At 60.5% G+C, this 24373-nt stretch carries 22 protein-coding genes and 1 pseudogene; 13 read left to right on the top strand and 10 right to left on the bottom strand.

The features are described from left to right. Positions 1-121: 121 nt before the first annotated feature. Together F9K20_RS19915 and F9K20_RS19920 are read right to left on the bottom strand one after the other, a co-directional pair. Positions 122-343, bottom strand: a complete 222-nt coding sequence (locus F9K20_RS19915; protein ID WP_291006128.1) for a hypothetical protein — start codon at positions 341-343, stop codon at positions 122-124. A gap of 274 nt (positions 344-617) precedes the next feature. Further along, positions 618-1016 (bottom strand): hypothetical protein, encoded by a 399-nt coding sequence (locus F9K20_RS19920; RefSeq protein ID WP_291006131.1) that lies wholly within the window; start codon positions 1014-1016, stop codon positions 618-620. A gap of 513 nt (positions 1017-1529) precedes the next feature. On the opposite strand from F9K20_RS19920, the gene F9K20_RS19925 reads away from it, so the two are divergent. The 3 genes from F9K20_RS19925 (at position 1530) to F9K20_RS19935 (ending at position 5897) form a co-directional block, all read left to right on the top strand. Then, positions 1530-2210 carry a Crp/Fnr family transcriptional regulator gene (locus tag F9K20_RS19925; protein ID WP_291006134.1) on the top strand — a complete coding sequence of 227 codons (681 nt, stop codon included), beginning with the start codon at positions 1530-1532 and terminating at the stop codon, positions 2208-2210. Positions 2211-2275: 65 nt separating this feature from the next. Further along, on the top strand, positions 2276-3001 hold the full coding sequence (locus tag F9K20_RS19930; RefSeq protein ID WP_291006137.1) for a GntR family transcriptional regulator: 726 nt from the start codon (positions 2276-2278) through the stop codon (positions 2999-3001). A gap of 364 nt (positions 3002-3365) precedes the next feature. Continuing rightward, positions 3366-5897: an EAL domain-containing protein gene (locus tag F9K20_RS19935; RefSeq protein ID WP_291006140.1), complete on the top strand. Its 2532-nt coding sequence runs from the start codon at positions 3366-3368 to the stop codon at positions 5895-5897. Positions 5898-6184: 287 nt separating this feature from the next. Here the strand turns inward: F9K20_RS19935 and F9K20_RS19940 are convergent, their stop codons facing one another. Beyond that, complete coding sequence (locus F9K20_RS19940) at positions 6185-6520, bottom strand: hypothetical protein (protein ID WP_291006143.1); 336 nt, start codon at positions 6518-6520, stop codon at positions 6185-6187. Positions 6521-6595: 75 nt separating this feature from the next. Continuing rightward, entirely contained in the window at positions 6596-6976 is a 381-nt protein-coding gene (locus tag F9K20_RS19945) for a hypothetical protein (protein ID WP_291006145.1), read from the bottom strand. A gap of 1130 nt (positions 6977-8106) precedes the next feature. On the opposite strand from F9K20_RS19945, the gene F9K20_RS19950 reads away from it, so the two are divergent. From F9K20_RS19950 to F9K20_RS19960, 3 genes are all read left to right on the top strand, one after another. After that, positions 8107-8349, top strand: coding sequence for an SHOCT domain-containing protein (locus F9K20_RS19950; protein WP_291006148.1), 243 nt, complete (start codon positions 8107-8109; stop codon positions 8347-8349). A gap of 376 nt (positions 8350-8725) precedes the next feature. Further along, positions 8726-9037, top strand: coding sequence for an H-NS histone family protein (locus F9K20_RS19955; RefSeq protein ID WP_291006151.1), 312 nt, complete (start codon positions 8726-8728; stop codon positions 9035-9037). Positions 9038-9413: 376 nt separating this feature from the next. Beyond that, on the top strand, positions 9414-10544 hold the full coding sequence (locus F9K20_RS19960) for a GGDEF domain-containing protein (protein ID WP_291006153.1): 1131 nt from the start codon (positions 9414-9416) through the stop codon (positions 10542-10544). Between the two features lie 671 nt (positions 10545-11215). On the opposite strand, the gene F9K20_RS19965 is transcribed toward F9K20_RS19960, so the two are convergent. From F9K20_RS19965 to F9K20_RS19975, 3 genes are all read right to left on the bottom strand, one after another. Further along, a complete protein-coding gene (locus F9K20_RS19965; protein ID WP_291006156.1) occupies positions 11216-12322 on the bottom strand; it encodes a diguanylate cyclase in 1107 nt (368 codons plus the stop codon). Positions 12323-12524: 202 nt separating this feature from the next. Further along, positions 12525-14657: a glycosyltransferase family 2 protein gene (locus tag F9K20_RS19970; RefSeq protein WP_291006158.1), complete on the bottom strand. Its 2133-nt coding sequence runs from the start codon at positions 14655-14657 to the stop codon at positions 12525-12527. A 1-nt stretch (position 14658) separates the two neighbouring features. Then, positions 14659-15951 carry an HlyD family efflux transporter periplasmic adaptor subunit gene (locus F9K20_RS19975; protein ID WP_291006161.1) on the bottom strand — a complete coding sequence of 431 codons (1293 nt, stop codon included), beginning with the start codon at positions 15949-15951 and terminating at the stop codon, positions 14659-14661. Positions 15952-16256: 305 nt separating this feature from the next. Here F9K20_RS19975 and F9K20_RS19980 point away from each other — a divergent pair, with 305 nt between their 5' ends. From F9K20_RS19980 to F9K20_RS19990, 3 genes are all read left to right on the top strand, one after another. Continuing rightward, on the top strand, positions 16257-17645 hold the full coding sequence (locus F9K20_RS19980) for a pilus assembly protein (RefSeq protein ID WP_291006164.1): 1389 nt from the start codon (positions 16257-16259) through the stop codon (positions 17643-17645). A 156-nt stretch (positions 17646-17801) separates the two neighbouring features. Next, positions 17802-18113, top strand: a complete 312-nt coding sequence (locus F9K20_RS19985) for an H-NS histone family protein (protein ID WP_291006167.1) — start codon at positions 17802-17804, stop codon at positions 18111-18113. 387 nt (positions 18114-18500) lie between these two features. Continuing rightward, positions 18501-18740, top strand: coding sequence for a hypothetical protein (locus tag F9K20_RS19990; protein WP_291006169.1), 240 nt, complete (start codon positions 18501-18503; stop codon positions 18738-18740). 43 nt (positions 18741-18783) lie between these two features. Here the strand turns inward: F9K20_RS19990 and F9K20_RS19995 are convergent, their stop codons facing one another. Then, on the bottom strand, positions 18784-19008 hold the full coding sequence (locus F9K20_RS19995; RefSeq protein WP_291006172.1) for a hypothetical protein: 225 nt from the start codon (positions 19006-19008) through the stop codon (positions 18784-18786). 329 nt (positions 19009-19337) lie between these two features. On the opposite strand from F9K20_RS19995, the gene F9K20_RS20000 reads away from it, so the two are divergent. Both F9K20_RS20000 and F9K20_RS20005 read left to right on the top strand, forming a co-directional pair. Next, complete coding sequence (locus tag F9K20_RS20000; RefSeq protein WP_291006175.1) at positions 19338-19919, top strand: DUF3280 domain-containing protein; 582 nt, start codon at positions 19338-19340, stop codon at positions 19917-19919. Between the two features lie 93 nt (positions 19920-20012). Continuing rightward, positions 20013-20354, top strand: coding sequence for a hypothetical protein (locus F9K20_RS20005; RefSeq protein ID WP_291006178.1), 342 nt, complete (start codon positions 20013-20015; stop codon positions 20352-20354). A 54-nt stretch (positions 20355-20408) separates the two neighbouring features. On the opposite strand, the pseudogene F9K20_RS20010 reads toward F9K20_RS20005, so the two are convergent. Further along, a pseudogene (locus tag F9K20_RS20010) lies at positions 20409-21060 on the bottom strand (transposase); the annotation flags it as partial. Positions 21061-21389: 329 nt separating this feature from the next. Between F9K20_RS20010 and F9K20_RS20015 the strand changes: the two are divergent. Beyond that, positions 21390-23165, top strand: a complete 1776-nt coding sequence (locus tag F9K20_RS20015; RefSeq protein WP_291006181.1) for an EAL domain-containing protein — start codon at positions 21390-21392, stop codon at positions 23163-23165. Between the two features lie 159 nt (positions 23166-23324). Here the strand turns inward: F9K20_RS20015 and F9K20_RS21395 are convergent, their stop codons facing one another. Then, positions 23325-23933, bottom strand: a complete 609-nt coding sequence (locus tag F9K20_RS21395) for a PilZ domain-containing protein (protein WP_367238434.1) — start codon at positions 23931-23933, stop codon at positions 23325-23327. A gap of 233 nt (positions 23934-24166) precedes the next feature. Here F9K20_RS21395 and F9K20_RS20020 point away from each other — a divergent pair. Further along, positions 24167-24373: hypothetical protein (locus F9K20_RS20020; RefSeq protein ID WP_291006184.1), on the top strand; the 207-nt coding region annotated here is incomplete at its 3' end.

Here is a 24373-nt window from a genome sequence, read left to right on the forward strand (position 1 = left end):
CGTGCCTCCGAGAGGCCCTTCTGGAACTGGATGCGGTTGCGCGCCATCGCTCATCTCCCTGAAATCGCGCGCATTCTCCGCCGATTCGGATGGCGCGATTAGGGCTTAGGATGGTGCGTAATCAGGTCTGGTCTTGTGTGTCTGAAAATTGAACCCATTCCCCGTAGCCGGCAAGCCCCGGCTTGCTACCGTCCGGATAGCGAAGGCCGCGGAAATACGATTTCTGCGGGCAGAATGTCGTGTTCCACACGACGCTCTCCGCGTGCGCGAGTGGGGCGAGGGAAAGAAATGCGATCGAGAAAATGATTGAGAGCGCCAGAGGAAACGGGCGATAGAGACGCATATGCGCTCATGATATGATTGCGAAGGCCGAGGGCGTCGTGGGGATAATGAATCAGCGGCCACGCTGCTATTTCACGCAGTAGATGTAACAGGTGCCTGCACCGCCGAAGCCAACGGCGCAACGCAATGGCATCCCGACCCGCTTGGTTGTGCTGAGATCGCGTTGCCCGGAATTGCAGCATAGGCGCTGCATCCGCTACGCACATACCCCGCAGGACAAGAGACGCTACATTCGCCGCCGGCCGGAGCTCCGCAGCTGCTTGTCGTCTGGCTGCTTACACCACCCACGCCGCTGCAGTCGTCTGCGTCGCGCCGTCGGCGAATCTGATCTGCGAGAACGTACTGGATCTGGAGAGCAGACCCTGCCAGCTCCCGGTGCTGTTCCCGAACTCGATCGTCCCGGCATTATCGCGGATGGCGTAGCCTGCTGAACCGGCGCTCGTGCCGAAGTTGAGATAGCGCGATGCGCCGCTGAAGATGGCGTTGCCGAACACCGCGAGCGCGTTGATAGCTAAGCCGCCGTTTTTGACCTGATCTGTCGCGCCGACGTTAACGGGCGGAGAGACGTTGCCATTGGGAGGAGCGGAGGTGGGGCCTGTCCAAGCGAGGACGAGCATGGACGTGAAGACGGTGCCGACGATGCCGCCGATGAAGGCGACTAAGAGGGTACGCATGAACTAATTGTACGCGCAGACTGGGCCTGCTCGTCGGCACGGATGGGGATAGCTGGCTAACGGCGCGGGGCGCCGAAGACTTTCTGCTCAAGGTTGCCGCGGCGTGTCTAAGTTGCGGCCACCGCAGCGCGGACAGGCCTGCGGCTGCTTGTTAGCGAGCAGGGCGATAGACAATTTAATGACGCCAATCGCGCCACTTAACAAGAAAAGATTGATACACATTAATAATGTTAATTATTGATGTGCAGCGTCCCTTCGTCGCAAACCGTCTTGAGCCATCAGGGTCGGCAGGCTAGCTCTGGTGCGGGATGGCGGGATGGCTGTTGGCTTCTTGCAAAAAGAACTCCTTAAGGGGACCATCGGGCGAAGGTGTACCGTCCCATGTGCTCTCGGCTCACTGCGCGTGCCTGATTGAGCCTGAGCAGCTGACAGTGCGCACAAAGCAGAGGGGGTTCCGTGGCCAGCGGTGCGGGATATATGAGAGACCGGGAATGGCCGTGCATAACCTGTGCCATGCGCTCGTCCAGCGTTTGCGCGATACTCATCGGTAATATTCGCCATCTGCCGTCTGCGAGGCATAATCCGGTCCAGCAGGTTCATGGTGGAGCGAAGACGAACACCGTCATCTATAGGCAGGGCGAAGCCACCGAGGACGTATTTGTGCTCTGCCAAGGTTGGGCAGTGCGCCTCATCCAATTGCCCAACGGCCGACGCCAGATCTTATCGGTGCTGCTGCCCGGCGACCTCTTCTCAGCGACGACGCTCTTTGCGGATAGGCTGCACTATTCGGTGCAAGCTGCGACAGAAGTGCGGTTCAGTCGCTTTGCGCGTGTTGAGCTCAATAGGGTGATGGCCAATCCAGATGCGTTGGCGCAGCTGGGCAAGGTCTGCGCCACTGAACACCGGAGAATGGATGAGCTTGCGACCGATCTTGGCCAGCGCAGCGCCGAGGAGCGTATTGCCCACTTGATCATCCACCTCGTCGATCGCATCTCCGCGCGGGCCATGGGTAGTGACCGGAGTTATCCGTTTCCACTACGGCAACGGCATATCGCCGATATCACTGGGCTTACGCCCGTTCACGTGAGCCGAGTGATCACGCAATTCCGCAGGGCGAATTATTTTGAACTGTCTAAGGGGACGTTAGTGCTCCGCAACCGCGTCGCGCTGGAGCGGATCGGGCGCCTGGGGTGAACGCTTTCTGCATCGGAGACAGCGCGGGTGCGCCATGGAAAAACAGGTTCGATGGGAGGAACGTCGTGGCAGACACATTGGCCTTCGAAAGACAGCCGCTCTATCAGCAGGTGTCTAATCTGCTGATGGAGCGGATCGCGGCGGGTGTTTGGAAACCGGGCCAGTTGCTGCCAAGTGAAGTAGATCTCGCGCGCGAACTTACCGTCAGTATCGGGACCCTTCGCAAGGCCTTTGATAAGCTCGAAAGCGAGCGTCTGCTGATCCGCCGGCAGGGGCGTGGAACTTTTGTGAATGATTGCAGCAGCGAGGAGATGCTAACGCTCTTTCGCAGCCTGCGCGACGCAGAGGGGCGCCCCCTACGCGATGACGTGCAGCCTATAGAGCAGAGAAAGGGCCCGGCGACTGCGCTTGAGCGAGAGCGTCTGCAGCTATCGGCAGAGGACCCTGTGCTTCGCACGCGCCGGCTCCGCTGTTGCGCTGGTCGGCCACTCATGTACGAGGAGGCTCGCCTTGCGCTCAGTAGGTTTCCGGCAATCGACAGGAGCCGCGTGGCAGGGGACTATCGAATCATGGCGCTGGCGCAAAGGTGCGGCATGCATCTGGCGCGCGCCTCCGAGCGGGTGAGCTTGGCCGAAGCGACAGGCGAGGTGGGCGAACTGCTCGGCATTGAGCCGGGCAAAGCGTTATTGCGGCTCGATCGCGTGATCCTCACCATGCATGGTGAGCCCGTTGAATGGCGCATCGGCCTGTGCAACCTTAAGCAAGAATTTTACCACGCCGACATACGCTAAGCTTGATCGCAGCCCGTATGCCATCAGGGAGAAACGTTTTCGGGCTCGTGCCGATATGTCTTGATCGAATGCGAGCGAGCGCGCCGTTGCGGCTCGCGCGACTGCTCGTATCGGGCGTGCTGATCTGCAAGTGAAAGACCGCGCCTTGCTCAATCAATGGGAAGCGGCCGTAAGTATTGAGTCGTCGGGGAAACCTGGGCGCCAATTGGATGGAGTTCGATGCAATTTCGCCGAATTACTAGACTCTTACGTTACTCTGAGCAAACAAGACGCGCGCAGCAATATCAATTTTAATCTAACATCAACGATTTGCACGCGCTGATGCCGCTTATTGTTGGTGCGGGAGCATAAGGCCGCCATGACAATGGCAAACATCGGCACCGAAAGCAAAGCGGCGCGTGCGGCAGATGCGGAAGACGCAATGTGTCAGCGCGTATTCAACTGGCTTTGTCATGAGATTTATGTCTTTGATGCCGCAACCTTTCATTTCGTTAAGGCTAATAGGGCTGCGCAGCGCAATATTGGCTATTGCATGGGCGAGCTGCACGATCTTGCCCCCTGGGATCTAAAGCCTGATATTCCCAAATCGGCGTTCCGAGACTTGGCTAAACCGCTGCTGGCAGGGGACAGGGCGCTTGTCAATTTTGCGACAACGCACAAGAGGAGAGACGGCTCTCTTTACCCGGTGGAGGTCGACCTCCAGCTCATGGCACACCAGGGCCCGCCGGTCTTCGTGGCCAACGTTCGCGACACATCCGCAAGCAGATTGGTCGAGGAGCACCGGAGCAAATTGGCGCTCGTCGCCGAGAAGGCCTGCAACGCGGTTGCCATCGCTGACGCCGAAGGCCGCATCGAATGGGTGAATGAGGCCTACGAACGGCTTACCGGCTACACGCTTGCCGAGGTGCAGGGAAGGACACCCGGGTCCTTTCTCCACGGCCCCGGGACGGATCGTGTCGTTGTCGCTCGCATCAAGCAGGAGCTGATGGCGGGCCATGAGGCGCACGCAGAGCTGCTTAACTACCACAAAAGCGGGCGCCAATACTGGGCGGAGCTGCGGATCCAGCCGATCCGCGGTGCCGACGGCACGGTAGAGAGGTACGTGGCCATGCAGGCAGATGTGACCGCTCGCAAGTGCGCGGAAGACTCTGTTGTCGCGCTGAGCCGAAGCCTCGCAGAGGAGAAAGAGCGATACGAGTTGGCCGTGCGTGGTTCTGCGGACGGCCTATGGGACTGGGATCTTCAAACGAACAGGGTCTACTGTTCGCCGCGCTTCTGCGAGTTGCTGGGATACGGTGCCGATGAATTCTCCGACAAGCCGGAGTGGTTCGAGGCCCTTGTCCATCCGGAAGACCGGGCGGGCGCCGCGGCCATCGTCGCCGGCCATCTTCGTCAGCAAACACCCTACGATCTTCAGCACCGGCTGAGGCACAAGGATGGGTCCTATAAGTGGTTCCGCGCCAGGGGGCAGGCATTATGGGATGCGAGCGATACCCCTATCCGCATGGCCGGCAGCATCAGCGACATTTCTGATCTCAAACGAGCAGAGCAGTCCGCCAAGCAACTTGCGGAAACCGATTTAGTCACCGGCTTGCTCAATCGGCGAGGCTTTCAGGGACGACTGGCGGCCTCGCTGGAATTCGCGCGACGTGCCGGGTCGGGCGTTGCTCTCATGGTCTTGGACCTCGATAACTTCAAATCGATCAACGACATGCTGGGCCATCCCGCCGGTGATGCGTTACTGCGTGAGGTGGCCAATCGCTTGCGCGGGTCGGTGCGCGACGGCGACATGGTGGCCCGATTGGGCGGCGATGAGTTTGTTGTCATTGTCGCTGATGTGAACGGGCGTCCTGCAATCGAGAATCTGGTCAGACGAATCGTATCTTCGCTTGCAGAGCCGTTCACTCTTGCGGGGCGAGAGGTGCATTCGGGCGCGAGTATCGGGATCGCCGTCTATCCGGAGAGCACCGCGAATGCAGAGGATCTGCTTCGCCAGGCTGATTTGGCGCTCTATCAGGCAAAGCGAGTGGGGCGGGGTGTGCATTGTTACTACGAGCAGGAGCTGGATGCCCGCATGCGGGCTTGGCACAGCCTGGAGGCCGATCTGCGTAAAGCGTTTTCCAGGGGCGAGTTCGAAGTCTACTACCAGCCGTTGGTTAATCTCAGGCGATTCGAGATAAGCGGTGTCGAAGCCCTAGTGCGCTGGCGCCATCCGGAGCGGGGCATAATCGCGCCCAGTGAATTTATTCCCATCGCGGAGGAGACTGGGCTCATCATCCCGCTGGGTGAGTGGGTCCTCTGTCAGGCCTGCGCCCAAGCGGCGGCGTGGCCGGAGCCAATGAAGATCGCCGTCAATCTGTCCCCGCTGCAGTTCAAACAATCGGGGTTGGTGGAGGTGATCGCCGGCGCGTTGGGCGTATCCGGGCTGGCCGCAAGCCGGCTGGAACTCGAGATCACCGAAACGGTGCTGCTGAACGAGAACGAGAGAAACCTCTCTATCCTGCATCAACTGCGTGAGCTCGGTGTGCGCATCGTGCTGGATGACTTCGGCACCGGCTATTCGTCGCTGAGCTATCTCCAGAGCTTCCCCTTCGATAAGATCAAGATTGACCACGCGTTTATCAAGAATATTACCAGCAACAAAGACTCGCTCAAAATCGTGCGGGCCATCGTCATGCTGGCCCGCAGCCTTGGCATGACGACAACGGCCGAGGGTGTCGAGAGCCGAGAACAGCTTGAGGCCGTGCAGTGCGAGGGCTGCGACGAAATACAGGGATATTTTGTCAGTGCGCCGCGGGCCGCCCGCGACATTGCCGACCTCCGCTTGGCAAAGGTCGATGCGGATCGCGCGACACGCAGCCGGCGCGTGATACGGCAAATGCAAAAGGTATCCTGATGAGAGTGCGAAAAGCCCTGTCGCCGTCGAGTGGGGACGACGTTGACGGGCTGTAATACGCGTTGAGGTCGCGTCGAGGAAGCGATCGGGCCAATGTCATCTGCCTAGTGAGGGGTGTTGCCAGCGCATTTTCGGCGATTTCGGGTGGGGAACGGCAACCGGGCTTCAGGCGCACCTAGCGGGGGCGTAGAACCGGCAGTTGAACAAAGCGATCGAGTTGAATGCGCAAGCGCGCCATAGCACGCGCGTGAACTCTCGGCGGACGACCTTGCGCAAAACCGGTTCGCTTAGCGCTTCGTGCGGCGACGATCGCCAATGACCAGGGCTCGCTTGCACAGTGCGCCAAGAAATGTGCTCATGCCATGGCCCCGATGAATGCGAAGATCCGGCGACATAGTGGTCAGCGCTTTGCGCGCCAACGCGACGGCGCGCGCCATGCTCTCGTCGGGGAAGAGACAGTAGACGTCGAGCGCATTGCCCGTTGCATGCCCGGAGTAGGCTCCGATTGCCGAGCCATCGAGAATGAAGACGCCCCGGCGGTTGCGGGCAAACGGCGTCAAGAGCGTGGCAGCCCCAGCGTCGAGGATCTGCGTCAGCCGTTTGAAGGCTGCTTTTTCGGCCAAACTCCACCATCGCGTGCCACCGTAGCTGCAGCCACCACTTCCGATCTGACATTGCCGATTGTTCCCCGTCAGAACCTACCGGACAGATTGAGTTGATTGCGTAAGGGAGAGTTTGCGGCTCATCGTAACCCCGAGGAGGGACACGATGAGACAGCGTAACAGGCAAGCTCCGCAGAGCGCAGATGGGGATAGCTGGCTAACGGCGCGGGGAACCGAAGACTTTCTGCTCGAGGTTGCCGAGGCGCGTCTCGTAGCGGTGAGCTCGGCTTCGATGGAGTTCACTTGCTCCTGCACGCGCGCGATGTCGGCTTTGAGCTCGATCTTCAGGTCGGCGATGTCGTCCTTCGTCACCATGTGCTTCACGACATGCGCGACGCTCGCGGTGAGGTCGCGGATCTCTTTGCCGTGCTCAACGAGAATTGCGGCGATGTCGTTGAGTGTGATTTTCTTGGCCATGCGGGAAGTATACGACGTGAGCGGAGGGGTGCAAATCTCGGGCGCTGTGGAGGACGCGAGGAACGTGGCGACTCGGTGCCGGTAGCAGGGAGTTCGTCTGACGGTGGGGGATTGTCGTTGGCAGCTTCTGATAAGGACACGTCCGGAGCGTCGGCTGACGCTCCGATTGGTGTGTTATCGGGGGCGTTGGCGTTGGCTGCGACTGGGAAGGAGACTTCTTCAGCCGACGTAACGTCTGTGGCAGGCGGTGTGGACGTTGAAGATTCGTGAGGTGGCTGTTCAGAATTCGTGTGGTCAGTGGGCTCGTTTTCGTGCCCTGGAAGATCTTGCGGCCCACTAGGATTGGATGGGGAAGAGGGCACGGATGTTGGGTGCCCGGCGGAGGCTGCGGCGCCGAGTTGGTCGCCGGTGAGGCACATTGCTGCCGTCGGATTTCTGGGCGCACAGCTCTGCGATCGGCGTCGAGCTGGCCGTGAGCTTTTGGAAGGCGCCGCGCTTAGCAGTGATGTTTCGGCGTGGAGGTGTTTGTCGAAGTGGCCTATTCTGCTGCGACGGGAACAGGCTCGATGTAGATCTCTCCGTCGCGGTAGCAGCAGACGTGTTGTTCGGGGTTGGACAGCAAGAAGGCGATTTCCGTCAGCATGACAGGTGCTCCATTGGTTTGACCCGCCAAGTATCATTCCATCGCTGCCGGCTTGCTGTTCCCCTCGGTACATGTTCCTGCGCCTCCTGATCTGAACGCAAGATGCAACAAGGCCCCCGCCGCTACGGCTGGGGGCCTTGGTTGCCTCGCGGCATGGGGTGGGCGAAGGGGAAGTACGCCCAGCTGAGAAGGCTGAGCTGCGTCGATTAAAGAACGGTAAAGCGCTTGTCAAGCGTGGGGAGGCGCGCCTCACGGGGCCGCCGTTGGCCCACCGCTCGCGCGGCCATTCAGACGGTCACTGGGCCACGCGGGCTTCGCGTCTCCTTCGCGCAAGCCGGATAGCAGCGACTTCGGCTGCCGACAGCGCTGTAATGACACGCATTGGCGCGTCGCGCGGGGCAACGGCGGGGGTGCTTGCGATTGATCCTGCGCAACCGGAGCTGAAGGCACGGATGTATGGAGCGTCCGAGAGTGAGGAGTATCGCGCATGCACGACTGGAACATGCGGTGGGGAGGCGCTGGGATGTGGTTCGGCCCCCTATGGATGATCGTATGGCTCGTAGTGATTGTCGCCGGCGTTGCGGCGTTGGTTCGTTGGCTTGGCGGAGCGGGTGGCGACGTGCGGACGACAACGCGCAGCGCAGGGGACATTCTCGACGAGCGCTACGCACGCGGGGAGATCGATTGCGAGGAATACATGAAGCGGAAGCAGGACATCGCGGGCAGCTGATGCTGCCGTACAGCCGCTTGCGGAGGCGGTGCGAGTTGGCGCCATGGTTCAATCCACCGCAGCGGCGTGGACGGGCGGTAATGGCGTGCGGCGCACCGGAAGAACCTGCGACAGAAATAAAAGTGTAAGAGCGTATAGTATCAAGACGCCCGCTGTGGTCTTTCGTGCCTCCATCGCCCTCAAGTCTCCCCATGGGAAAGGCCGCATGCTCTAGTGATTCTTCGGGCATGGCGAGCACGAGGAAAGCGCGAGCAGTAGTGGGGTCTCGTCCGCTGCTCATTGTGCGGTGCGGGGTAAGCAGCTTTAGAAGCTTATATTGTTTCAACCACCGCCCGGCGCTAATAGGCGAGAAACAACGAGAAAAAGGGAAAGCGCCGTGGCTACCATCAATCTGACTAAGCTGTCCTATGCGGAATTGTTGAAGCTGGAGGAACGCTTGGCGGTGGCGATCGCCGAAAAGCGCGCGGCAGAGGCCAGCGCCACGAAGGATCAGCTTCGGGCCATGGCCGAGAAGGCGGGCTTCCGCGTTGAAGAGCTGTTCGGCAAACGAGGTGGGCGCCGACCCCGCGAAGCAAAATATCGCAACCCCAATAACCCGTCGCAGACGTGGAGCGGTCGCGGCCGCAAGCCGAACTGGCTTGTCGACGCCGTCAAGAAGGGTGCCAAAGTGGATTCATTCGCTGTCTAGCGTGCGCTCTACAGCAGCAAGGCGGCGACGCCCGCACCAATCGCAACAGAAATAGGATGCCCACTGCTAGCGCTGCTATGGCCGAGCGCTTGGCATTACAGGTCTTAGGTCGCGGAGCGCGGCTCGCCGCTGATCGATCCCCATGAAGTCCAGTCTGTCCTGGAGATTCTCAGCAGCAGCAATCGTCATGATGGGGGTAAACAAAGCATGCGGACGAACTGACCCAAGTCAGCGGCAGCCGCGAGGGGCCCAGCTATGCCGCGCGGGCTGCCCCGCTGAAGCCGATGGGCGGCCCCAAAACCGAGTTGACAAAAGCAACGGGAGGTTGAGATAGCCAGTGTAATTTGGAGTGGATCTTTGCCGCGGGGACGCAATTATGACCAAAGTAGTGGGCAATTTTCTGCTTGGTCTCTTGGTTGGCTCTGTTCTGACGCTAACCGCTGTTGTCGGCTTCAATCATGCGCCTTGGGATTGGAGCCCTTCGATTGCTCTCTCCAATCTACGGGAATTCGTTTCGACGCCCAGCCCCGCGGTCTTGGCGTATACAGCCCTCGCCTTGTCGGTCACCGGGCTGCTCACTTTTTATTGGCGTGATGCGGTTGCTCTTGCCGGTCGCTCGCTGCGACGAGCGAGCTCATCTGGTCCGCGGCCTGTCACGCATTCAACGGAGCAACCGTTGCGCGGGCAAGCCGAGGTCAACGCCGTCCGGGACGAACTCGAGAGGCAGCTTGGCAGGTTGATTGTCCTCATCGCCGGGCAGCTCGAGAATTCTAAAGACCACGTCGCTTCTCTCAAGGACACCAGCGCCCACCTCGCTTCAGTCACGAACGTCTCCGAGCTTCGCGAGGTGGTCCAATCACTGATCTCAAAGAACGAGATGAACGAGCGCCAGACGCGCGACCTCGAAGCGCGCTTGAAGGAGGCGCAGGATCAAACCTCGACGCTGCGGCAACGATTGATCCAGGCCGAAAAGCTCGCTTCGCTCGACCCCCTGACCTCCGTGGCCAATCGCCGGCGCTTTGAGCAGTTCATTGCTGCCGCGGTGAATAATTCGCACGCGGATGGCACGCCCTTGTGTCTCATCATGACGGACATCGACCACTTCAAGAAAGTGAATGACACCTATGGTCATGCCGCCGGCGACAGGGTCCTCAAGGGATTCGCCGATTTGCTGTCGCAGAGCGTGCGAAAGGGCGACTTGGTCGCTCGCTTTGGCGGCGAAGAGTTTGCCGTCGTCTTGCCGCAGACGCCTATGGGCGATGCGTTCGCCATTGCAGAGCGGATCCGGAGCATATTCGAGCTCCATGGCGGCTCCGATGAATCCCTGGTCGGTGAGTTCGGTCGCTTGACGGCCTCGTTTGGGGTCGCGGAGATTCGCGAAGGGGAGCCGCCAAGCGCGCTGATCCAGCGTGCCGACCAGATGCTGTATGAAGCCAAGTACAAGGGGCGCAATAGGACGATGATCTGGAGCTCTTCCGCTGCCACCCTTGGTGTCGAGTGCATTTAAGAGATAGGCACCCAGAGAGACCAGGACGAGAAGCTGAAGTGCGGCTCGGAAGATCTAATCCGCACAGCACGACGCGCATGCTGACGATGATGCTGGCGGAAGCGTATTGAGTGCGCGCCCCGCTTTCGAAGTTGACGCCGTTAATGCTGGATTAGCTGCATTCGCTGAAAAGTTTGGCTGCGGACATTACGACTTGTTAGGAACGGCATTTGGTCCGGGTGTCTGGAGGCACCCTATGCACGTTCGTCGCATGATCGCTAACGCGGGCTACTCGCCACCTGCCGTCGCCGGCCTTACGCAAGCGTTCGATGACGCGTGGGAGGAAATCTCTCTCGTGTTCAAGCTGAGCCGGACGCTGAACGGGTCCGGTTCAAGCTCGCCGGCATCATCATGCTGATGGGGCGCCACGTAACAGACCTGATCGAGCTGCGACAAGTAGCTGTGCGCATCGTGGCCCGTAGCGAGGGGTGGGAAGTGTGACGGCACTTTGTCGGCACGGGGAGCCGAAGACTTTCTGCTGTACGCGGCGGGCGATACTGCGCAAATGTCCAGTCGGGGTGTGGCGCTATCGCTGCCGTCGCCGGTGAGGGCGCATATGTAGAAGTTGGCGAGGTCGGCCCCTCACACCTCGGGGAAACCCCAGTCAGGTAAGCGCAATGGGTGCTGACGGTTCACGTCGCCAGTAACGCCTCACCGTTCTTGGCAGGGTAGCTGCCGAAGAGCGCGAAGGTACCGCGGCCGGCTGCCTTTGCCTCGTAGAGCGCAAGGTCGACATTCTTCATCAGCTCTTCGGCCCTGGTGCCGTGCTGGGGTGCGAGGACCACGCCAATGCTTGCGCCGATGGTAATGTGGTGGCCTAGCAGGTGCCTGGGAGCCCGTATGGCGGTTAGAAGTCGCTTCGCGAGCTTTTCGGCTTCGGCGGCGGTGGTCACGCCGGCCTGAACGACAGCGAATTCATCGCCCCCCAAGCGGGCGACGAGGTCGTGGCCACGCACGGTGCGACACAGTGAGTGAACGACGCTCTTGAGCAAAGCGTCGCCGACCGGGTGTCCCAGCCTGTCGTTGATCTCCTTGAACTTGTCGAGATCAATCCAGTGCACGGCAAATCCGGTACCGGGTCGCAGATGCCGCAAAGCGTTCTCCAATTCACGACTGAAGGAAATGCGGTTCGCGGCGCTGGTGAGCGGATCATGGTGCGCGAGCCAGGCGATCTTCTCTTCGGCTTTGCGCCGTTCGGTGATGTCTTCTTGGATATCCACCCAGCCGCCACCGGGGAGCGGCTGGTTGGTCACCTGCACGGTTTTGCCGTTCTTGAGCTGCTGCGTGTAGGAGAACGTCTCGCCGCGGGCCAGCTTTGCGACGTGCGCTCGTATCCATGCGAGCTGCCGGTCTGTTTCGTTGGGATCGTCGTGCTTCTGGTCGCGCTTGACGTGGAAGCGCACGATGTTGGCTAGCGGCGTTCCGGGCCGGGTCAAACGTCTCGGCAGGTCGTAGATATCGCGGTAGAGCCGATTACAGACGATGAGACGTTGCTGGCTGTCGAACATCGACAGGCCGCGTCCCATGTTGTTGAGCGCGATATCGAACCAGCGATTGAGTTGTTGAAGCTGCTTCTTGCGTTGCAGCAACTCGGCGGTGCTTGCTTTCAGGGCAGTGAGCGCCTGTGCCAGCTCCATGACCCGATGATGGTCGTCAGCTGCCTGTTCGGCGGCCGCGACGCTGGCATTGCGAGCAGAGGTGTTCGCGCCACCAAAGGAACGGGCTTTCGCTTGCGCCACGGTTGTCGGCCCCTTCAGTCCCGGTAACGACTAAGAGACTAGCCGGTCCGGGTAAGAGCGCGGCTAAACGGACGCGTGCAAATGTTCATACCTCCAATTGTTGCACGGCGCAGCGTGCGGCGTGCGCCATGAACTGAGTGCGCAATCCGCTGTCGGGTAAAAACATGGACGGATCATCGGTCGTCGGCCGGCCGTCGGGGGGCTAAGCAACTGCCCGACGTTGCGCTACCAGATCTGCCCAATCGGGCTGCTCGGCGTGGGGCAGAACGACAAGGCTTGCGGCAGGTAGCTTGGCTGCCGCGCCGGGCTGCGCACCAGTGGCTTCTCCATCGACAACGGTGCCTTGCACGGCGGTGGGCGCTGCCCAGATACTTTTCAGGACTGCCGCCGTCGCAGTCCAAGCCGAGGCCGTAACCGGTTCCGTGACCTTCCCCGACGTGAAGAGTTTGCGGATCAAGAGATCGCGCTCTACGCTGGAGCCGAGGTCGAAGGCGATGCCAATCAACGGGCCGTTGTGACGAACGATGCGGCCGGGGATGAAGCCCACCTCAGAGACGAATACCTTGAGCGGCTCTCCGCTGTGCGTTCTGAACGCGCGGCCCTGGTTGACGAGGATGCCTGCCCCCGACAGCGAAAGGTCCCTAAGCCGCCCGAGAGTGCGTGCGCTTCCCGGACCAATGATCCACACTGGCTCATCGTAGGCAAAGCGCTCTTCACTGCGGTGGGTAGTACCCTGCAGAGCCATCATGCAAACGAGAAATAGGACGATGACGTTGTAAATCGACCAGCCGGCGACGACGGGGATCAGGGCGCCCTGGACGATAATCCGCCATTCAGGAATGACGTTGATGACGATACCCAGCACGGTAAGCGCCATTAGCACGGCCGCCGTCCAAAAGACTTCCTTGTCGTATTGTTCTGTGCGCGCCCCGCTGCCTTTCGGTGTGACCTTGAAGGCGTGACCGAACGGCTTGATGAGGGTCAGGAATATGCTGGGCAGCAGTTTGAAGCTCTGAAACGTGCCCAGCACCTGCATGGCGAGGGGGAAGTACTGCTTTGGTGCATACAGGCAGATGCCGCCGACCACCGCCAGGATCACTGGGATGATGTAGCTGATGACGCCCTCCAGCGTCACGTTGACCATCGGCAGCACACCGGTCCACAGGAAGATCAAGGGAACGAGCGGCGCCAGAACGAACGTCAGATTCTGCGATAGCCAATGCGTGGGCATGAAGAGGAGCCGTTGCATCAGCGTCAGATCTTTGCCCAGCGGTCCCGTCGCCAAGTAGAGGATCTGCAAGGCACCGCGTGCCCACCGCCGCCGCTGGATGAAAAATGCCTGTAGGCCTTCGGGCGCCAAGCCGTAGGCGAGCCGCTCACACAGATAGCGCGTGACGTACCCCTTGCGTAGCAGCATCAGGCTCAGCAGCTGATCCTCGGTGATGGATTCGGTCGGCAGCGCATCGCCGATCGAGCGTAGTGCCTCACGCCGCGTCACCGAGTTCGACCCGCAGCAGAACGCGGCATCCCATGCGTCACGGCTCGGCATGATCGCTTCAAAGAAGAACCGCTGGTCGTCGGGCAACGTCTTGTGCACGGCCAGGTTGGTCTGCATCGGGTCGGGGTTGTAGAAAGTGTGCGGGAGCTGCACGATGCCGATTTTGGGGTCGAAAAAGAATCCCATAGTGCGCATGAGAAAATTGCGCTGCACGATGAAATCCGCGTCGAACAGCGCTACGAACTCAGCGTTGGTTTTGGTCAGTGCGTGGTTGATGTTGCCCGCCTTGGCATGGGCGTTGTCGGGGCGCGTGATGTAGCCGGCACCTTTTGCTTCACAGAAGTCCTTGAGCCACGGCCGGCGCCCATCATCGAGCACCCATACATTGAAGTTTGGATAGTCGAGGCAGAGAGCGCCGGTGATGGTCTTTTCGAGAACGTCGAAAGGTTCATTGTACGTGGCGATGTAGACGTCGACCGAAGGCAGGCTGTCCGGCAGGAGAGCCCGTAGGCGCGCCTCATGGGCATCGGCCTCGGCCCGGCGGTCGCTCGTGCGCAGAAAGGCAAGGTAGAGGATCAGAGCATCACCGTACGCGAACATTTCGACCGCGAAGCAGAAATACACCCATCCGAGCTCGTACCATGCACCGTCCGCAGGCAGAACGGTGGTGAAGATGCGCCAGTCGAGATAGCGCAGGACAAGCGACCACACGGTCATAAAAACGAGGACGCGGACCCACGTGCGTGCGATGGGCAAGGTCGGTCCGAGCACGTATATGGCGCCCGCGACGAACATGAGCGGCGCCAGAACTTGCAGCACCGGCGTGTCAAACTCCACGTTACTGCCTCGCTAGCTTTTCCGTCGGCCGGAACATATCGACGAGCGAGCGAAAGAACCGGCTCGCGCTCTCGACAAAGGCAGGTGGCCTACGCTGAAAGCGCACGTCGGCCAAGCGGCCGATATCGCAGTAGCTGCTGTTGGCCGCATGCGCGCCATCATCCGGTAAGCTGACCTCCACCGTAATATTGCCGCGCGCGGCCGCCGGGACTTGGGCGGCTAGCAGCCGGTCGTCAGCGCGAGCCGCCGAGCCGCGTACTTGGCGGACATAGCCCCGCCGCCACTCATTGCTACCGATCAGGCGCACGGACGCAGGGTCGCTGGGCTTGATGTTTTCGAATTCACGCTCAGGAAGCTCGACTGCAACAAAGCGATGGTCGCAGTCGGCAAGATCGAGCACCGTCTGCCCTTCGCTGACGATGGAGCCGGGGCTGGCGGGCACCGACCAGACGACATGGTCGGGAGGCAGCGTCACATTGAAACGCCCAAGGCTTTCCACGCGGCGGCGTTCCTCGGCGATTTCCGCCGCGAGCTCCGAAGCGAGCGCGCTCTGCTGGCCGGCCTCGGTTTCCAGCTCTTGCCTACGGAGAAATAAGCGCTCTCGCTGCTGCTGCGAGTACGGCACGTCATTGGCCGCGTCCCTCAATAGGACACCCGCCTGCAGCGCCGTCAGCTCGGTCTTGAGACGCTCCACCCGTGCCCCCGCCATTTCGCACCTGGTCGCCGTCTCTTCCTGCTTGGCGAGCGCTTCGGCAGAGCGAATCTGCGACGTGGTCCCTGACTCCGCCAGTCCCTGCATGCGCGTGCCGATATCGCGGCGATGGCCCACTTCTGCCAGGCAGCCCTTCTTCTCTGCCTCCGCTTCGTTGATCTCATGTCCGAGCCGTTTGACCATTCCGTCGCGATAGGCCTGCATGCGCTTTTCGAGTTCGCCGTCGAGGGTCGTGACGTCAGCGAGTTGCTGCTTGGCCACTTGCGCCCGCTCCTTCGCCAGCACCTGGCGGCCTTCCAGCTCCAACAGGCGCCGACGATCCGCGGTGTAGGATTCAATGAGAGTTAGTCTCGAAGGGTGGTCGATGAACTTGCCCTTGTGAGGAATATCCTGCGCGAGATACCCGGAGATGGGCGCGGTAACACGCATCATCTCCGCATTGATGAAGGCTGAGGTCGAGACGCGGTAGGCGATGTAGGGGGCGAAGGCCCACACACTCACGCCAATCAGCAGGAGCGCCAATCCGATGCGAACACGGCGCATACTGACGACCGAGTGAATGTTGCTGAGGAAGCTGGACATAGCGGGTCCCGACGGGTTGACGACCGTTGGTACTCCCGTCGCCTCAAGGTTCGCTTAGGCTAACGCGGCCAGCTCGCTAAAACTAAGGTGCTTGATTAATGACGAGTTACTCGGGTCTATCGGCGCTCAGCGGCGTGAGGATTTTCACGCCTTTCCCTTAGCGCTTAGCGCCGCCGGGCGTCGCTGAGGTTCCCGTACGCAACGCATTTTTCACCACCGGACTCGGGACGCTAGAATTTTAGACTGTTTTAAATTTGTAGGGGCCGAAAGTCGGGAAAACGACAAGAAATCTTGGAGGCGGCCCTATGTGTGGAGACCGTAGAAGCGCATGGCGCGACCTCGTCCGGTCGTTTCGCACCGATGAAAAAGGCAGTGTCGCTATCACCTTTGCGTTGATCGCCATCGTCCTCATGCTCGCAATTGGTGCTGCTGTGGACGTCGGCCGGTGGCTGCATGCCCGCGACCAAACCATAGCCGCGGTTGATGCCGCCGTTCTCGCCGGCGGGCGCGCCTTGCAGCTCAACGGCAAAGATCATGGCGCCGCCATCGCCGCCGCCACCAAGTATTACCAAGAGAACGTCACCTCGCGCCTGCCGGTTATCAACGACACCGTGAGCTTTGCGGTGAAAGACGACGGCATGGGGGTGACCGCCTCTGGCTCGGCCTACATCAAGACTCCCTTCTTGCAGTTCGCACGCATCGAGAAGCTGCCGCTCATTAGCACGTCGCAAACGACGTTTGCACAGTCGCAAATCGCCGTCGGTGGCAACGGCGGCGAGAACATCGAAGTATCGATGATGCTCGACGTGACGGGATCGATGGCCGGTCAAAAGCTGCAAGATCTCAAGGATGCCGCCAAGGATCTGATCAATATCGTCATCTGGGACGACCAGAGCAAATTCACCTCAAAGGTAGCGCTGGTACCGTTCTCGGAGGACATCAGATTGCCTTCGACGTCGGCCCTGCCGAAGGCGCGCGGATCACCGGACAAGACGAAGACGGTGGGCAAAACCACGTATTATCTTTCCGACTGCGTCGTGGAGCGCACCGGCGCCCAGAAGTACACCGACGCAGCGCCCGCGTCGGGCCAGTACGTGATGGCCCACTACACCGAGCAGACGACTGGCAAGGGCAAATCCAAGAAGGGCGTCTGCACCATTCCGGCGGGGGCCGAGATCGTGGCCTTGACTGATGACAAGCAGACGCTGCTCAATAAGGTCGACGGCTTATCGGCGGCGGGTGGAACCGCCGGCCACCTGGGCACGGCGTGGGCTTGGTATACGCTCTCGCCCAACTGGTGGAACCTGTGGCCCTCCGCGCACAGCCGTCCGGCCGCCTACGGCACCGCCGACCTGCGCAAGATCGCCATTCTGATGACCGACGGCGAGTACAACACGCAGTACGATTCCAACGGCATTGTCGTGCGGCAAAGTTGGGGCGGGTCGTGCTCAGGCGCAGCCAACGGCTGCTCGACCGACCAAGCGCGCGCCCTGTGCGCGGGGATGAAGGCCAAGGGTATAACCGTGTACACCGTCGGGTTCGACATCGGTTCCGACAGCTCAACGGCCGCGCAAACGTTGCGCCAGTGCGCAACCGATCCGACGAAGTACTACAATGCCGGCGACGGCGAGGAGCTCAAGCAGGCGTTCCGCGACATTGCCCTGAAGCTGTCGTCGCTCTACATCTCGAAATAGATTTGCCTCCTGCACTGGGCGGGTTGCTTCGGCGGCCCGCCCATTCTTTTTGGCTGGCCGTCTATTGTGCAGTGCGGGGTAATCAGTTTTCGGTCCAGGTTTTGTGTAGGTGAGGCGCAAGCGCTACCAAGGCAAAGACAACACAAGGTGGCGACCGTGGCCAAGGGCACTCTCGAGGGCATATCGTATGCCGAGCTGCTGAAGTTTCAGGCGCGGCTTAAGACTGCCATTGCTAATAAGCGAGCCGCCGAGGGGGTGGCGACAAAGGAACAGTTGCGCGCCGCGGCGGCGAAGGCTGGCTTCACGGTCGAGGAGCTGTTCGGCAAGCGACGCGTGCGGCGTCCTCGCAAGGTGAGGTACCGCAACCCCAAAGACCCTGTTCAGACGTGGGGCGGTCTCGGCCGCAGGCCGAAGTGGCTCGTCAATGCGCTGAAGAAGGGGGCGAAGCTCGAGGGCCTCAAAATGTGACGCGGAGCAGCTTACGCTTCAAAGGCAGGCACTTCGCGTTGCCGACGATGCATAAGCGGAAGTCCCAGGACGGACCGTTCCGGCGCGACAAAAAAATGGACGCTGATCCGGGGGAAGGAGCAGCGTCCACAACACCACGGGCCCGGGGCGGGCCACTGCCCGTAGCGACGGGGGCAAGGTGGCGCAATTGCCCGTACGCTCTGGGGCGGGTAGTTGATAGAGGAAATCAGCACGAGCCGCTGAGGTGCTGAATTTTCAGGCACAACACTTTTCGAAAAATGATCCTACTTCGATCACAGGCACGGCGCCCGCGCGACGGCGCCAGCGCCAAGCTCGCTACCCCCGCAGCAGTGGCGGGCAGCATGAGCAAACGACCCTAGGACCAGCATGAAAGCCCGCCGTTATATCGAACAGAATCTCGCCCTGGGTCCTGATGAACTGCTGGTCGTGACGACGGCGTTCGATCAGGCATGGGAGGAGCTGCGGACGAACATCGGGTCGGACGATATCGAAGCCGCGCGGCTGCGACTTGCCGGCATTATCATCTCGCTCGCCAAGCAAGGCGTCTCGGACGGCGAAACGCTGCGTAATATGGCACTGTCCCTCAAGCAGCGGCCACTGAACTAAGAGCCGGCGTGTGGAGCTAGCGGCGTGGTGTGCCGAAGACTTTCTATTCGAGATTGCCGAGGCGGGTTTCGATCCGCGTCTCGCGCAGCTGCGCTTCGATGGCGCTCACCTGCGTTTGCAGTCCAAACAGCTGCTCCTTCGTTGCCATCTCGCTGCGGATGGCGGCGATGTCTTCGGCGACGGCGGCGAAACCCTTCTCCACCTTGGTGGCAAGTCCGGTGACGCTCGTGGCGAGATGCTTGATCCGCACATCCTGCTTCGAGAGCATCGTGGCGATGTCGTTGAGTGTGATTTTTTGGCCAGGAGGGCGTTGCACGCGGCAGTTGGGATGCGAAGAGGCGGCGTGCGGTGCCGTTGCGGGAGACGACCGAGAGCGATGCGGAATAGGTCAGGCTGTGTGTACGGCACCACTCGCGCGGAGCGCGCCGTTGAGCGGCGGAAATATTGGCAGAGAGGGGAGCGTTGGAATTCTGTTTGCGAGCCAATTCGCCGCTCGCTTAACTTGCGTCAAGAGAATGGCGAGTGACTTGTGCACTCGTTCAATGGAACGCAATGCTCGTGTATCGGAACGTGCCCTTGCGGGACTAGGAACCGATAATGCGAAGCCTTGAGGGCAACCCATCCGCTTACAGCTGGCGTGGCCTGAGGGTGTGCGGCGTTGCAGCTGTCGCGTCGGTAATGTTTGTAGTGCTGGCGGCTGGCTGGGCCGCCACAAATGTAGCCGCCGCGGGGCCTTCGTCGACGAGCGATCCGCAATCCGTGGCATTCCTCGGCGTTCGGTTCATCAACGACAACGAAGGGCTGGAGCCGACGACGGATGCCGAGCGTGCACGTCTCAAAAAGATCGAGCAGATTTTCACGATGCAGCTGGAGGATTCGGGACGCTATCGGCTTGTTGCGGTTTCGTCCACAATCGAGGCGAGGATAGCGGCCGGGCAGCCGATCGGCGAATGCGGGGGCTGCGAAATCAAACTGGGTAAGGAACTCGGTGCCGCGCTGATCGCTTGGATCAACATTCAGAAGGTGTCGAACCTGATCCTCAACATGAACGTCTACATGGCCGACGTGGCCTCCGAGAAAATGACGTTCGTGCGCAGCGTGGACATTCGCGGGAATACAGATGAGTCATGGAGCCGAAGTCTCAACTACCTCTTGAAGAACTACTTGCTTGCGCCATGAAGGGTTGGCTTCAGCGTTCGGCGGATGCCCTCGTTCGGAACGGTCAGGGCGTGGCATGGTGCCTAGCGGCGCTCTCCCTGGGGCTCGGCAGCGTTGGCCGACGACCGCGACCGCATTCCCAATCTCGTCGGCACGTGGATCGGCGAGAACAGAACGGTGTCTGATAAGAAGGGCTATCGGGTGTGGGGGCAGAAGACGATCGAGATCACCGAGCAGCGGGACCGGCGCTTTCGCGGCCACTTTTCGTATCCGGAAGGCACCAAGCACTTCTTCGGCGTTATCTATCCGGACAACACGTCATTCACGTGGGTCGCCACTGACAGCAAAGGTTACAACCACGGACGCATTCTCGGCACGGACCGAATCGGTGCCTGCTACGTAGAGTCCGGCCCCGAGGCCACCGCCGGTTGCGCGGAGCTGGTGCGGCGTAAGTAGGCGGCGCAGGAGGGAGCGATGATGCCATATGACACCAGGGACCCCCGCACGCAGATCGTGCACGAAGTCCATCGCCCACACTTCGTTGGAGCCTGAAGGCGGCGTGCGATCAGCACGCAAAGCCGCCTTCACGCGCCGCCTGGGCGTTTTGCTCCGCAATTGCATGCCCATCTCGTTGTAGACGCGCCGCGTCCTCTTCTCATTGATCACCCAGCCCTCACGCCGCAGCATCACGTGCACCCGCCGATAGCCGTAGCGCACGCGGGTCTGGCAAATCTCTTTGATCCGGCTTTCAAGCAGGGCCTGACCGGGGCGACGAGAACGGTAGCGGTAGGTCTTCGGATCAAGGCGAAGAACACCGCAGGCCCGGCGCACCGACACCTTCCACGCGTTCCACGCGGTGCGCATCTCGTCCACCAGCTTGCGCTTGCGGACAGGCCTTAGAGCTTTCGCCGAACGATGTCTTGAAGCATCTCCTTGTCGAGCGACAGGTCGGCCACGATCCGCTTCAGACGGCTGTTCTCTTCCTCGAGCTCGCGCAGCCGCTTCATCTCGCTCGGCATCATGCCAGAGTACTTCTTCTTCCAGTTGAAGTACGTCGCCTGGCTGATTCCCGCTTCCGGCAAATATCCGCGACCGGCGTGCCGTCCTCACCCTGCCGGATGATGAACGCCTTCTGCGCGTCCGTGAACCGCGATGCTTTCATCGACTTGCGTCCTCCTCCCAGCCCAGGGAATCAAACGGAAAACTCTAACCTCAAACGAGGGCATTTCGTGGGGGCAGATCACCCTCAATCTAAGACGCAGGAACCGACTGCTCCCCCAAGCCACGCTGCAATGCTTTTCCGGCCGGGACAGTTTTCAATAATAAAGACACTATCGTCCAGCAAATGGGTGCGCTGCTTGATTTTGGTCAAATCCTGAAACCAAACTCGGGAGCTGCATTGCAGCGCGAAGCTATTCTCGCTGACCTCCGTCAGGGTGGCGGAGGAGCGGCGGTCGTTCTTCTAAGCCTTTTTGTGCGGGGTCAATGAGGATGCGGCAGAAGCAGAGCAGGACGGCAGAATTTTCAGCGGCGCTACGGTCGACCGGGACACCAAAGCAGCAGCTCGAGAGATTGAACCGTTGGCTTGAGGTCGCGCTCAACAATATGGTGCGCGGGCTGTCGATGTTCGATGCGCAGCAGCGGCTGATACTTTGTAATGATCTCTATCGCAAGATTTACAATCTCCCCGAGCGCCTGACCCGGCCAGGAACGCCGCTGGCGGAGATTGTTCGCTATCATGCAAAACATGAGAGCGCGGGGGGATCGCCAAAAGATATCGAAAAGCAGCGGAAGTGGATCGCGCAGCATGTGGCCGCGCTGCAGCGAGGCAAGAGCTTTACCCACACGCAGCATTTGCAGGGTGGACGCACCATCCTGGTGACAAATCAGCCACTGTCCGATGGTAGCTGGGTGGACCTGCAAGAGGACATTACGGAGCGCTGCCTTGCCGAGCAGAAGATCTCGTGGCTAGCGCACCACGACACGCTGACGGAGCTACCCAATCGGTTTCATTTTCACGAGCGACTTGAGGCGGCACTTGGCTCCCTCGCGCAGGATGACGGACTGGCGATACACTGGTTTGATCTCGACCGGTTCAAGGCCGTCAATGATGATCTCGGCCATCTGTTCGGTGATGCGCTGCTAAGAAGCATCGGCGCGCGATTGCGACGCGTGGTGCGAGAGCCGGATTTTGTCGGACGCCTCGGCGGTGATGAGTTCGCTATTATCCAGACACATGTCACGCAGCGGCGGCAGGCGATCCACTTCGCAGAGCGGATATTGCGCATTCTCAACAAGCCGCATCAGGTCATGGGGCACAAAATTGACGTCGGCGCAAGCCTTGGTATCGCCATGGCACTCGATCGCGGGGCAAATGCGGAGGACTTGCTGAACATGGCCGATGTCGCGCTGTACGAGGCAAAGTCTCGCGCCCGCGGCAGATATGCGTTCTTCGAGACTGATCGCGGTTACGAGCAGCGCACGCGACGAAGACTTGAAAGCGATCTGAAGGCTGCACTAGCGCAAGAGCAGCTTGAACTCCACTATCAGCCGATCATTGACGCTGACACGGGCAACGTGACTTCGTGCGAGGCACTCTTGCGCTGGAAGCACCCGCAATTGGGGGCGATTGCGCCCGGCGATTTCATTCCGCTCGCCGAGGAGACGGGTCTCATTCTGGCCATCGGCGATTGGGCGTTGCGGCAGGCGTGTCGGGATGCTGCAAGTTGGCCCGATTCAATCGGCGTGACCGTCAACGTGTCGGCAATGCAGTTCATCGGGTCAAATTTCTATGATGGCGTATCCACCGCTCTGCGGCTCTCGAGCCTGGCCCCGCAGCGGCTTGAGCTGGAGATTACCGAATCCGTCTTATTGCGCGATGATGCACAGACACTTGCGACATTGCACAAGTTGCGCGAGAGGGGCGTGCGCATTGCACTTGATGATTTTGGCACGGCATTCGCCTCGCTGAGCTACTTACGTAGCTTTCCCTTCGACACGATCAAGATAGACCGCAGTTTCGCGCGGGAGTTGCCGCGGCGCGTCGACTGCGCGGCCATCATTCAGTCCGTCTCCAGTCTCGCTCGCAGCCTAAATATGCGCAGCGTGATCGAGGGAGTGGAGACTTCCGAGCAGCTGGCGATGCTCAAGGACAAGGGCTGCGATCAGCTTCAAGGCTACTATTTCAGCAAGCCGGTCTTGGCCCGCGAGGTGGAAGAGCTGTTGGTGAGGGTCCACGGAGCAAACGACGGTCGGGGCATGCCATAGTTTTTTCGTCGACGACCGTAGCTGGGTCGGAGAGTGGGTCGCGATATGTTCGCAATGCGCCTGACTAGCTCGCGGCAGGAGATGCGCTTTCCGCTTTCGGCCGCACTCGTGAATGCGAATGCCAGGGGAGCGAGATAGCCGTCGGCCGCCTCAGTTAAGCTAAGTGTTGCCCCGCCGGCCGAACGCGAGTCGGTGGGACGACCGCGCGTGGCTTGGGGCGTCAAGGAACCGAATTCCGACGCAGTCAGCGCCTCGCCAGACGATCACCACGTCCCGTATAATTCCGGTAAAGCGATCCTGCAGCTGAAAATGTGTCGGCAGCCATCGTGCCACGTCGGTGCGTAGCATGGCACCGACCGCAGAAAGATTGCAGATTTTGCAGGGTAAGCCGGACCTACTGCCTGCAAAAATTTGAGCGGGCCGACTAGCCTTGTTTCGCGGATGCTTGCGACCCATACGTTGATCGACCAAGGAAAGCACAAGCCAGCGCCGGTCGTTGAAAAACATGTGGCTCGACAGCCTCAGCGATAGCGTAGACATACCGATACGCGAGCCGGGCCATGCGCGGACCTGACCAAAGTCAAGTCGCGACGGCGCAGACGACACAAACAATTTGTCTAGGCTCAGAGGAGGTCGAAGCGGGAGCGCCCCCGATAGTCGGGGCTTGGTGCCATCATTGCAGGGCAAAATAGATGCTGGGGCGAAGAAGACGGATCGTGCGCCCGCAGGGGGTCGTCGACAATAGCGTTCAGATCGAGTGGCTTTCATGGCCGGCCGGTTGGCGAGCACTTCATTTCGGCAGCGACCCTCGCATAGTCCAAATCGGTGGCTTGGCTGCGAAACGACAGCTTTAGGGTGCCTATGTGCTGAGCGCTCGCCAGCGATGCCGCACGCGGGGGCATGGCTTCGGGCATTTACTAGCACCGAGCGGCGCGTCGAACGAGAACACGCGAACGGCTTCCTTTTCCTGGGGAAGCGCGGCCAAAGGATGGGAGGATAGCGTGGCAAGTCATGCCGAATTTGATAGAGAGCCGTTGTATCTGCAGGTGTATTTTCTGCTACTGGAGCGGATTACCAGTGGTGAGCTGCTGCCGGTTCCACGGACACATGGTTTAGGTGTCATGATGGAACTGGAGGTGGCGAATGGGACGACGGAGTTTCAGCCGGGAGTTCAAGCTCGAGGCGGTGAGGTTGGTGCGAGAGCGTGG

Origin of the sequence: Hyphomicrobium sp. (genome assembly GCF_009026145.1) — a bacterium.
Classification (GTDB): domain Bacteria; phylum Pseudomonadota; class Alphaproteobacteria; order Rhizobiales; family Hyphomicrobiaceae; genus Hyphomicrobium_A.